Source organism: Winogradskyella pulchriflava (assembly GCF_042434315.1).
Classification (GTDB): Bacteria; Bacteroidota; Bacteroidia; order Flavobacteriales; family Flavobacteriaceae; genus Winogradskyella; species Winogradskyella pulchriflava.
In genome coordinates this window covers 311,573-322,341 of sequence record NZ_JBHLTQ010000001.1, presented here as the reverse complement: position 1 = coordinate 322,341, position 10,769 = coordinate 311,573, and the positions used below count along the sequence as shown (strand labels likewise).

Here is a 10,769-nt window from a genome sequence, read left to right as displayed (position 1 = left end):
CAATTACAATCCTTTATGAAAAAACATTTGATAACACTTTTAATGCTTTGCTCAATCTTTGCTATTAATGCTCAAGAGCAACAAAAAAAAGACATCCCTTACTTTGCTAAACACGAATTTAAGCTCAATGGCTTAATGCTAGTTGTTGGTGCTGTGGAAGTAGGTTACGAATATCTTTTAAATGAGGAGTCTGGTGTTGGGATTAGTGCTTTTATAGCTTATGACGAAGAGATAAAAGACGATGTGCAATACTATATTTCACCTTACTACAGATATTATTTCGGTAAAAAATATGCTGGAGGATTTTTCCTTGAGGGATTTGGTATGTTAAATCGCTCTGAAAGAGATATAGATTTCTTTTTTGAAGATGATGATGATAATTGGGTTACTGATTTTGCTCTTGGAATAGGTTTAGGCGGCAAATGGATAACTAAAAAAGGATTTGTAGGTAAAATTAATTATGGAATAGGAAGGAACTTATTTAAGACCGATGAGAGTGAATTTGACTTTATAGGGAAATTTGGCATCAGTATTGGTTACAGATTTTAAGAATAAAAAAAACCAAGCTAACTGCTTGGTTTTTTTATAATAGGGTAGAAACTTCTTATTTCATGCGCATTAACCAATGCTTAACATCGACTTCTGCTTTAATAATATCTTTTAATTCTTCAATTTTTACACGTTTTTGTTCCATAGAATCTCTATGACGAATGGTAACTGTGTTATCTTCTATAGTATCATGGTCAACAGTAATACAAAATGGTGTTCCGTTGGCATCTTGTCTTCTGTAACGTCTTCCTACAGCATCTTTTTCATCATAATCTACATTGAAATCCCATTTTAAATCTTCAACAATCTGTTTTGCAATATCTGGCAAACCATCTTTTTTAACCAATGGTAAAACTGCAGCTTTTGTTGGTGCTAAAACAGCTGGTAATTTTAAAACTGTTCGGGTTGTGTTGTTGTCTAGCTCTTCTTCAACCAATGAGTTTGAGAATACAGCTAAAAACATACGGTCTAACCCAATTGAAGTTTCCAAAACATACGGAGTATAACTTGCATTATCCTCGTGATCAAAATACTGAAGTTTTTTACCAGAGTATTTTTCGTGTTGACTTAAATCAAAATCTGTACGCGAATGAATCCCTTCTAATTCCTTAAAACCAAACGGGAAATTAAACTCTATATCTGTTGCAGCATCTGCATAATGTGCTAATTTTTCATGGTCATGGAAACGATAGTTTTCTTCACCCAATCCAAGAGATTTGTGCCATTTAAGTCGTGTTTCTTTCCAATAGTCAAACCATTCTTTTTGCGTGCCTGGTTTAATGAAAAATTGCATTTCCATTTGCTCAAACTCACGCATTCTAAAAATAAATTGTCTTGCAACAATTTCATTTCTAAAGGCTTTACCAGTTTGTGCAATACCAAAAGGAATCTTCATACGTCCAGTCTTCTGAACGTTCAAGAAGTTAACAAAAATACCTTGAGCTGTTTCCGGTCTTAAATATAAGTCCATTGCAGATTCTGCAGAAGCACCTAATTTAGTGCCAAACATAAGGTTGAATTGTTTAACGTCTGTCCAGTTACGGCTTCCTGTTAAAGGGTCGGCTATTTCAAGTTCTTCTATTAATGCTTTAACGTCTGCTAAATCTTCTTTTTCCAAAGATTGTCCTAATCGCTTAAGAATGGTATCAATTTTTTCTTGATAACCAAGTACACGTCCGTTAGTGCTTACGAATTCTTCTTTATTAAAAGCTTCACCAAAACGTTTTTCGGCTTTTGCGACTTCTTTGTTGATTTTAGCTTCTATTTTAGCACAATAGTCCTCAACTAAAACATCTGCTCTATAACGCTTTTTTGAGTCCTTGTTGTCAATTAAAGGATCGTTAAATGCATCAACGTGCCCAGAAGCTTTCCATGTTGTAGGATGCATAAATATTGCAGCATCAATACCCACAATATTATCGTGCATTTGTACCATGGCTTTCCACCAGTAGTCACGAATGTTTTTCTTTAGTTCTGCACCATTTTGTGCATAATCATACACAGCGCTTAATCCGTCATAGATTTCGCTGCTCTGAAATACGTAACCATACTCTTTTGCGTGAGAGATTACTTTTTTGAATTTGTCGTCGTTTGCCATGGCACAAAAATAAAAAACCGCTCTAATTAACAGAGCGGTTTTTGAAAAATTATAGTGTTTCTGTTATTTTAATTGAATACTTGTTCCTCCTAGCTTTCTATCTTTATGAAAAACATTAATAAAATAGTAGCCTTTTAGAAACGGTTGGTCTTCATCGTCAGCAACGATTGCTGTACATATCTCTAAGTTTTTATTATCGAAATTAAAGAGTTCTTTTTTACTGTAAATTAAAGATGTTTCTCCAAAAACAATCTCGCCTTTGTCAGCAATAACATTGCCTTGAGGGTTTACAATTTGAATGTAAATATCCTTTTTCCCTTTTATGGTTAAAGGGTTTTCAGCCAATCTTATACAAACATCGATAGCATTAGCACGTCTTGCTCTGGCTGTAAAACGTTTTGTCCCAGATTTTAATTTATAAGCTTGGGCTTCAACACTACTAGCCTTTAGGATGGCTGCATCGTCAATAGTTTTGTTTAGAGAATCGTTTGCTTGCTCTAATTCATTGATAGTAATGGACTTCTTTTCAATAGTATTGAGCGCATAACGTTTTTCCTTCTGCAATTTTATATTTGCAGAATTAAGAGAGTCTAAGGCAGCTAAAAGCACCTTACTTTTAGTTTTTAAAACTGAAAGCTGATCTTTAAACTTAGTGATTATTGATAAGTCACTTTTTAATAATCTTAAAGAATCTAAAGTTATTTTAGTTTCTAATTTCGCTTCTTGGAGCTGCGAAGCCATAAGATCATAATCTTGGCTTAAATCGTCATAACTTGATAACATTTCTGATAGCTCTTTTTCTATCAAACTTTTTTCTTGTTTTAGAAACTCTTCGTAGGATTTAATGGATTTATAATTTGTAAAACTATATATTCCTAAAACAGTTAAAACGACCAATAAAGAACTTATAATTAATCTGTAGTTAAATAATTGAGGGTTAACTATCATCATTAATTTCTTAGTTGGTGCGAAATTAGATTATATTGTACGGCAATTTTATTTTAATCGATTAAGTGGTAAAAAATTTGTTAAACTTGTTCTTTCCAAAAGTCTGCGAAGCATGCAACATGGTTTTGGTAGATGAAAAGTTGGTGATTTGTGTAAAATGCAGGCATCAGTTGCCGGTTACAAATTTTCATTTCGAGAATTCTGAGGACGTAAAAAAAATCGTTTATGGACGTGTAAAACTAGAAAACGCAACAGCGCTTTTGCACTTTTCTAAAAAAGGTATTGTTCAGCAATTACTTCATAATCTAAAATATAGAGGACATCGGCATATCAGTGCGTTTCTTGGTAAATGGCTTGGCGATGAGCTTAGTACAATTGAAGCTTACAAAGCAATAGATGTGGTTGTGCCAGTACCTTTGTACAAAACTAAATTAAGGAAACGCGGCTATAACCAAGTTGCAGATTTTGGAAAGGAAATTGCCAAGGCACTCAACGTTGCCTATAACGATAAGATATTAGTAAAAACCAAGGCTACAAAGACTCAAGTTTTTAAAGGAAGATTAACACGTTGGAACGATGATGGAGCACTATTTGATATCTCAGAAGAGAAATCGCTAATAGGAAAACATATTCTATTGGTTGACGATATTATTACTACTGGAGCAACGGTCGAGGCTTGTGCTACTGAATTGTTAAAAATTGATAATATTAAGTTAAGTCTTGCTACTATGGCAATTGCCGATTGATTTTTTCGTTTCTAAATTTTAAAATTGTTTCTTTGTGCTAAATTATTTGGAGCAGATGCGTTTACATTTAATACGACTTTTAAGTATTGTTTTTTTTGCTATTGTTTTGGTGAGTTGTGCCAATCGTGGCTCTCCATCTGGTGGAGAAGTAGATGAAGAACCTCCTGTAATTTTAAGTGCTTCACCTGAAAATTTTTCAACTAATTTTAAAGCAGACGAAATTAGAATTTACTTTGATGAGTATATAAAAATTAAGGATCTAAGAAAGCAACTTATCATTTCTCCACCAATGGATACCGAACCTGATATTATTCCGTTAGGTGGAGCCAGTAAGTATATTTCTATAAAAATAAAAGACACTTTAGAGCCTAATACTACCTATGCTTTTAATTTTGGTGAAAGTATTGTAGATAATAATGAAGGCAATCCTTATCCTTATTATCGCTATGTTTTTTCTACAGGAGATACTATTGATTCACTTTCGGTAAAAGGTTATGTTGAAGATGCTTTGTTAGAAAAGCCAGACACTTTTGTTTCCGTGATGCTTTACGAAGTTGATTCTACGTATTCAGACTCTATTGTATTTAAAGAAAAACCAAGATACATCACCAATACTTTAGATAGTGTAACGACGTTTAGTATAGATAATATCAAAGCAGGAACCTATAAGTTGATTGCTTTAAAGGATAAAAACGGTAATTATAAATTTGATCAGAAGGACGACAAAATTGGGTTTAAAGAAAGTTTTATTACAGTGCCAACAGATTCTATTTATCCACTGACTTTATTCAAAGAGAAGGTTAATTTTAAAGCGATAAAACCAAAACAAGATGGAGCAACTAGGATTATTTTCCCTTATGAAGGTGATTACGAATCCATGCGAATAAAAGTACTAGGAGATACACCTGAAGGCTATCAAACTAGAATTGTTAAAGACGAACTAACAGATACCTTGTATTATTGGTACAAACCACAATTTGAAGTAGATACTACCTTTTTTGTAGTTACCAATGAGAAGTATGTAGATACCTTTAAACATCGTTTTAGAAAACTTGAAGAAGATTCCCTTGAGATAAAAAAGATAAGCAAAGGCACATTGAATTTCGATCAAGATATTATAGTTGAAGGTAATCTGCCGCTTACAGAAATTGATAGGTCTAAAATAAAACTGATTAATAAAGATTCTCTTGACGTGGATTTTGAGATTAAGTACGATTCCATACTTAATCGCTATACTTTCCCAATAAAAAAAGAAGAAGGTGAGAAATACAGCTTTACAATGTTGCCTGGAACATTTTCCGATTTTTATGGTGGAACCAATAAGGATACTTTAATATTTAATGCTAGAACCAGATTAAAATCCGATTATGGAAATATTAGAGTTAATATTAGGAATGCTAAATTTCCACTAATTGTACAATTAGTAAATGATAAAGGAGATGTACTCTATGAACGTTATGCAAAGGATTCGCCTGTAGTAGATTTCACCAATTTAGAGCCAAAACCGTACAGCTTACGTGTTATTTACGATACCAATGGTAACGGTAAGTATGATACAGGAAATTACTTGTTAGGCATTCAACCAGAACGTGTAAGTTACTCTCCGCCAATTGAAGAAGTAAGGGCAAGTTTTGACTTTATTATTGATTTTACGCTTTTAGATTAAAGCTGTCTCTATCTTTTAAAAAGCCTAACTTTTCGCGATACTTTTTAATGTGCTCTTTTTCTAAAGTTATATTTTCGATAGCTTCTTTGCTTTCTGGAATAGAATCAATTCTATTTCCTAAAACATCATAAGCAGCGGAATGTCCTGAATATTCATAGTTATTGCCGTCTAGTCCAACGCGGTTTACACCAATACAGTAAGCCATGTTTTCTACAGATCGTGCTTTTAAGAGTGTGTCCCAAGCGTCAATTCTTACTTTTGGCCAATTGGCTACATAAAGTAAAAGATCATAATCTTCTATATTCCTTGCCCAAACAGGGAAGCGTAAGTCGTAGCAGACCATAGGGCAGATTTTCCAACCTTTATAGTCTAAAATAAGTTTATCTGTACCAGCTGTATAAACTTTGTGTTCTCCAGCCAATGTAAAGGTGTGGCGTTTGTCGTATTGAGAAATTTTACCCGAAGGCTCAACACAAACCAAGCGGTTGTAATACGTGTTGTTTTCAGAAATAACTAAGCTTCCAACGATAGCAGCTTGTTTTAGCCTTGCTAAATCTTTTAACCAGCTTATGGTTTTGCCATCCATAGTTTCGGCAACCTCAGATGCGTTCATGGTAAAACCAGAAGTAAACATTTCTGGTAAAACAATAAGGTCAACACTATTTATAGTATTGACCTTTTGTTCTATGTATTTTCTATTTGCTTCAGGGTTTTCCCAAATCAAACTGGTTTGAATGAGTGCAACAGTTAGGGAATTGCTCATGGTTTATAGCTTTTTCTTAGCTTTCTCTGCTTTTTCAGTAAGCTTTTCTATTTTTTCAAGCCATTTCCCTTCATCAACAGGAGATAGCTTACCTTTCTTTTTTAGTTTTTCGTATTTAGATTGCGCCTTTTCTAAACTGCTTTGTGCTTTTTCGTAATTCTTCTGGAGTTTCTCTCTTTTCTTTAATTCCTTTTCTGCTTTCTTTTGCGCTTTTTCAGCCTTTTTTTGTGCTTTTTCAGCTTTTTTGTGCTCTTTTTCAAGTTTTTTGGCTGCTTTTTCGGCTTTTTCTTGCTTTTTCATTTTTTCAGAAATGGTAGCAGCTTTATTTAATATCGCTTGTTTTTCTTCATTATTTAAGGTTTCTGTAACCTCTTTGCCATCTACAAAGATTTTTTCTTTTTTTACTTCGTAAGTTTTTCCATCTTTTTCAACCTTTTGAGCAAATGAAGACAGCGATAATGATAAGAATAAGAGTATAATATAGTATTTCATGGGTTTTTGTTTTTGTGTTCGCTTATCAGACACAGAAATGTACAAAAAGTAACTTAAATTTTACATAAAATTTCGGAAGCTTTAACTAATGTTTCGTCAGTTTTAGCAAAGCAGAAGCGCAAAACCTTATCATCTTTACCATTTTCATTAAATACCGAAAGCGGAATAGAGGCTATTTTAAATTCTTTAGTTAACCGTTTTGCAAATTCCACATCGTGCTCATCTGTAATCTGAGAATAATCTAAAACTTGAAAATAAGTTCCTTGTGATGGTGTAAATTTAAATCGCGATTTTGCAATGAGATTTAAGAACAAATCCCGTTTTTGTTGAAAGAAATTATTCAGGCCTAAATACGTTTCGGCATCTTGCATATAATCTGCAATGCCTTTTTGTGCAGGATGATTAACCGAAAACACATTAAACTGATGTACTTTTCTAAACTCCGACATTAAATAATCTGGTGCGCAGCAGTAACCAATTTTCCAACCTGTGTTATGAAATGTCTTTCCGAATGATGCTGTGATAAAACTTCGCAGTTTTAAATCTTCAAACAAACAAGCACTTTGATGTGCTTCACCATCAAATATTATATGTTCGTAAACTTCGTCGCTTAGTACAATAATATTGGTGTTTTTAGTCAATTTTTGAAGTTGTAACATATCGTCTTTAGACCAAATTGTTCCACTAGGATTATGAGGAGAATTAATCATAATCATTTTAGTCTTGCTCGTTATTTTTGAAGCTACTTCGTTCCACTCTACACTATAATTTGGTGCAGATAATTGAATTGGGATTGTTTTTCCTCCGTTAACTTCAACAGCAGGTTCATAACAATCGTAAGCAGGATTAAAAATTATGACTTCGTCATTTGGTCTCACAAATGCAGAAATAATAGTATAAATAGCCTGTGTTGCTCCTGCAGTAACCGTAATTTCCTTTTCAGGATGGTAGGTGCTTTTATACAGCAACTGATATTTATTCGCAATTGCCAAACGCAAATCCAAATTCCCTGCCATTGGTGCATATTGGTTGTAGCCATTATTCATAGCATTTGTAACCAAATCATTTAACTTTTGAGAACTCGGATAATTAGGAAAGCCTTGAGATAAATTCAATGCCTGATGCTTATTTGCCAAAGCGCTCATTACGGTAAAAATTGTAGTGCCAACATTGGGTAGTTTAGAGTGATGATTCATAAAATAACAGCTTTATATGCTAAAATCTTAAAGATATGAAACAAGCTTTTTTATCTTTACAAAAAACAAATAAACTTAATTATGCGCTTTATAAAATTTCTTTTCTTTTTTGTTGTTCTCCAAGTTTCAGCTCAACAAGGTGGTATGTGGATTCCTTCACTTTTAGAAGGTATGAATGAGGATGAAATGCGAAGTTTGGGTAGTAAATTAACTGCTCAAGATATTTACGATGTTAACAATTCTAGTATAAAAGATGCTATTGGTCATTTTAATGGAGGCTGTACTAGTGAGGTGATTTCAGATCAAGGTTTGGTACTTACTAATCACCACTGCGGATTTGGCCAAATTCAATCGCATTCGTCTTTAGAAAACGATTATTTAAAAGATGGGTTTTGGGCAATGTCGCTTGAAGAGGAATTACCAAACGAAGGCTTATTTATTGAATTTATTGTGAGTATTCACGATGTAACGGAAGCAGCCTTAAAGGGTATTACCGATTCTATGACCGAAACTGAAAAGCAATCATTAATCTCAAAAAACACAAACGCGGCTTTAAAAACTTGGCCAAAAGAATCTTGGCAAAATGTAAAAACAAAAGCTTTTTATGAAGGCAACCAATACTTCCTATTTGTAACGGAACGTTTTGAAGATATTCGTTTAGTTGGTGCACCACCAAGTAGTATCGGTAAATTTGGAAGTGATACAGATAACTGGGTTTTTCCTCGACATACTGGCGATTTTTCTATGTTCAGAATTTATGCAGATGCTAATAATAGACCTGCTAAATACAGTAAAGACAACAAGCCTTATAAGCCAAAGCATTACCTTCCTATTTCTTTAGACGGAGTAGAAGAAGGTGATTTTACTATGGTTTTTGGTTTTCCAGGCACAACAAGCGAGTATCTACCTGCTGTTGCCGTTGAACATATTACAAAAGAATTTAATCCAACAAACATTGCCATTCGCGAAGCTGCTTTAAAGGTCATTGATGCAAAAATGAAAGAAAGTGATGAGGTGCGAATTAAATACGCATCAAAACAAGCACGAATTGCTAACTCTTGGAAACGATGGATTGGTGAAAACTTAGGAATTAAAAAAAGTAATGCTGTTGCAAAACGACGAGAATTTGAAGCCACTTTTACTAAAGCTTTAAAAGAAAAAGGACTTGAAAGTAAATATGGAAATATTCTACCAGAATTTGATAAACTCTATAAAGATTTTGCACCTATAAACATAAAACGTAGAAATTTTATTGAAGTATTTATTACGACTACGGAATTACTACAAATGACCTTTAGAGCCTATCAAGTAGAGCAAGCTTTGATTGCAAATCCTGATAATCTTGAAAGAGGAAAAGACGTTTTAACAGGTCAATTAAAAGGGATTCACAAAAATTATGATGCCGAATTAGATAAAGGTGTGTATTTAAATGTGATGCCTTTATACGGTAAAAATGTGGATGCTTCTATTTACGATAAAACCGCTTTCACCAATTTAGATTCGGCCTTAAAATTATTGGAAGGAGATGCTAATGATGTTATCGAAAATTTAAACAAAGATGCTGCTTATGCGTACGCAAAGCCTATAATTGCAGAGTTTTTTAATGAAATTAATCCTGAATTTCAAGAAAAAAACGAACCTATTAATGCATTACAAACAAAGTATATGACAGCACTTATGGAGGCTTTGCCAAATGAGCGCTATTTTCCAGATGCTAATAGTACACTTCGTGTAACTTATGGGCAAGTTAGAGGATATTCACCAAGAGATGCTGTTTATTATAATCCTGTAAGTTATTTAGATGGTGTTATTGAAAAGTACATTCCTGGTGATTATGAATTTGATGTGCCTCAAAAACTTATTGATTTATATGAGTCTAAAAATTATGGGCAATACGCAGATAAAAATGGAAAAGTACCTGTTTGTTTTCTAGGAACTAATCATACCACTGGTGGAAACTCTGGAAGTCCTGCAATTGATGCCCATGGCAATTTAGTTGGTCTAAACTTCGATCGCGTTTGGGAAGGCACCATGAGCGACATGAATTACGACCCAGAAATCTGCCGAAACATTATGGTAGATTTACGTTACGTTCTGTTTATTGTAGATAAATATGCTGGCGCTAAGCATTTGATTGATGAAATGAAATTAGTACATTCAAAAAAGGATGGCTCTAAAACGAAAAAGAAACAAAAGAAGAGTAAAAAATAAATGCTATTTATATAACCTTAAAGCCCTCACAGAATTCAAAAAACTGTGAGGGCTTTTTGCATCTGACATTAAAGCTTCTCGATACAATTTACTCGTGCCTCACAAATCACTCGAAGTGACGTTATAATTATACTCAAAAATTGACAATTGAAATTGAAGTGTAGTCGTCAGTTCGAGTGAAATTGCTTTTTCTGCAATTTTGTATCGAGAACTCTTATCTGTTAAAACTTTTCTTTGCTAAGTTCGGAAGCTTCTCAAACTCACCATTAATGAGAGCCTCTTTTTTAACTCTTGACCATTTCTTGATTTGTTTTTCAGTCTGAATCGCTAAATTGATATCTGTGAATTCTGCGTAGAAAACTAAATCAATTGGTCTGCGATTGAAAGTATAACTGTCTTTGTGTTTACCAGTTCTATGTTCAATTAATCTTTTAGATAGGTTTGAAGTAACACCTGTATAATAAGAATTATCAGAACATTTAAGAATGTAAACGAAAGATTGTTTCATTTTTTAAAAGTAATACTTCTCGATACAATTCCTCATGCTTCGGAATCACTCGAAGTGACAGTAAAACTAAAAAACCCTCACATTTCTGTAAGG

General features: G+C 33.5%; 10 protein-coding genes. 4 read left to right on the top strand and 6 right to left on the bottom strand.

The features are described from left to right. The first annotated feature begins 15 nt into the window (after positions 1-15). Positions 16-549, top strand: coding sequence for a DUF3575 domain-containing protein (locus ACFFGA_RS01445; RefSeq protein WP_386058604.1), 534 nt, complete (start codon positions 16-18; stop codon positions 547-549). Between the two features lie 55 nt (positions 550-604). Here the strand turns inward: ACFFGA_RS01445 and ACFFGA_RS01440 are convergent, their stop codons facing one another. Together ACFFGA_RS01440 and ACFFGA_RS01435 are read right to left on the bottom strand one after the other, a co-directional pair. Further along, positions 605-2,146, bottom strand: coding sequence for a glycine--tRNA ligase (locus tag ACFFGA_RS01440; protein ID WP_386058600.1), 1,542 nt, complete (start codon positions 2,144-2,146; stop codon positions 605-607). 63 nt (positions 2,147-2,209) lie between these two features. Continuing rightward, positions 2,210-3,097 carry a DUF8428 domain-containing protein gene (locus ACFFGA_RS01435; protein WP_386058597.1) on the bottom strand — a complete coding sequence of 296 codons (888 nt, stop codon included), beginning with the start codon at positions 3,095-3,097 and terminating at the stop codon, positions 2,210-2,212. Positions 3,098-3,180: 83 nt separating this feature from the next. On the opposite strand from ACFFGA_RS01435, the gene ACFFGA_RS01430 reads away from it, so the two are divergent. Both ACFFGA_RS01430 and ACFFGA_RS01425 read left to right on the top strand, forming a co-directional pair. Further along, complete coding sequence (locus ACFFGA_RS01430; protein WP_386058594.1) at positions 3,181-3,840, top strand: ComF family protein; 660 nt, start codon at positions 3,181-3,183, stop codon at positions 3,838-3,840. A gap of 55 nt (positions 3,841-3,895) precedes the next feature. Then, the gene (locus ACFFGA_RS01425; RefSeq protein WP_386058591.1) at positions 3,896-5,506 is read left to right on the top strand and encodes an Ig-like domain-containing protein; all 1,611 of its coding nucleotides are present in this window, start codon (positions 3,896-3,898) and stop codon (positions 5,504-5,506) included. Here the strand turns inward: ACFFGA_RS01425 and ACFFGA_RS01420 are convergent. Genes ACFFGA_RS01420 through ACFFGA_RS01410 form a run of 3 tightly spaced genes read right to left on the bottom strand, consistent with a single transcriptional unit; the run spans position 5,490 to position 7,957 of the window. Next, the gene (locus ACFFGA_RS01420; RefSeq protein WP_386058588.1) at positions 5,490-6,269 is read right to left on the bottom strand and encodes an amidohydrolase; all 780 of its coding nucleotides are present in this window, start codon (positions 6,267-6,269) and stop codon (positions 5,490-5,492) included. The genes ACFFGA_RS01425 and ACFFGA_RS01420 overlap by 17 nt on opposite strands. Before the next feature lie 3 nt (positions 6,270-6,272). Further along, complete coding sequence (locus ACFFGA_RS01415; RefSeq protein WP_386058585.1) at positions 6,273-6,761, bottom strand: hypothetical protein; 489 nt, start codon at positions 6,759-6,761, stop codon at positions 6,273-6,275. A 53-nt stretch (positions 6,762-6,814) separates the two neighbouring features. Beyond that, positions 6,815-7,957 carry a methionine aminotransferase gene (locus ACFFGA_RS01410; protein ID WP_386058582.1) on the bottom strand — a complete coding sequence of 381 codons (1,143 nt, stop codon included), beginning with the start codon at positions 7,955-7,957 and terminating at the stop codon, positions 6,815-6,817. 81 nt (positions 7,958-8,038) lie between these two features. Between ACFFGA_RS01410 and ACFFGA_RS01405 the strand changes: the two genes are divergently transcribed. After that, on the top strand, positions 8,039-10,168 hold the full coding sequence (locus ACFFGA_RS01405) for a S46 family peptidase (RefSeq protein ID WP_386058579.1): 2,130 nt from the start codon (positions 8,039-8,041) through the stop codon (positions 10,166-10,168). 214 nt (positions 10,169-10,382) lie between these two features. Here the strand turns inward: ACFFGA_RS01405 and ACFFGA_RS01400 are convergent, their stop codons facing one another. Then, positions 10,383-10,676, bottom strand: a complete 294-nt coding sequence (locus ACFFGA_RS01400) for a GIY-YIG nuclease family protein (RefSeq protein WP_386058576.1) — start codon at positions 10,674-10,676, stop codon at positions 10,383-10,385. Between the last annotated feature and the right edge of the window lie 93 nt (positions 10,677-10,769).

Coding starts and splice junctions, on each gene's coding strand:
- ACFFGA_RS01415 (WP_386058585.1), bottom strand. CDS start 6,761: ATGAAATACTATATTATACTCTTATTCTTATCATTATCGCTGTCTTCA.
- ACFFGA_RS01425 (WP_386058591.1), top strand. CDS start 3,896: ATGCGTTTACATTTAATACGACTTTTAAGTATTGTTTTTTTTGCTATT.
- ACFFGA_RS01410 (WP_386058582.1), bottom strand. CDS start 7,957: ATGAATCATCACTCTAAACTACCCAATGTTGGCACTACAATTTTTACC.
- ACFFGA_RS01435 (WP_386058597.1), bottom strand. CDS start 3,097: ATGATGATAGTTAACCCTCAATTATTTAACTACAGATTAATTATAAGT.
- ACFFGA_RS01440 (WP_386058600.1), bottom strand. CDS start 2,146: ATGGCAAACGACGACAAATTCAAAAAAGTAATCTCTCACGCAAAAGAG.
- ACFFGA_RS01400 (WP_386058576.1), bottom strand. CDS start 10,676: ATGAAACAATCTTTCGTTTACATTCTTAAATGTTCTGATAATTCTTAT.
- ACFFGA_RS01420 (WP_386058588.1), bottom strand. CDS start 6,269: ATGAGCAATTCCCTAACTGTTGCACTCATTCAAACCAGTTTGATTTGG.
- ACFFGA_RS01405 (WP_386058579.1), top strand. CDS start 8,039: ATGCGCTTTATAAAATTTCTTTTCTTTTTTGTTGTTCTCCAAGTTTCA.
- ACFFGA_RS01445 (WP_386058604.1), top strand. CDS start 16: ATGAAAAAACATTTGATAACACTTTTAATGCTTTGCTCAATCTTTGCT.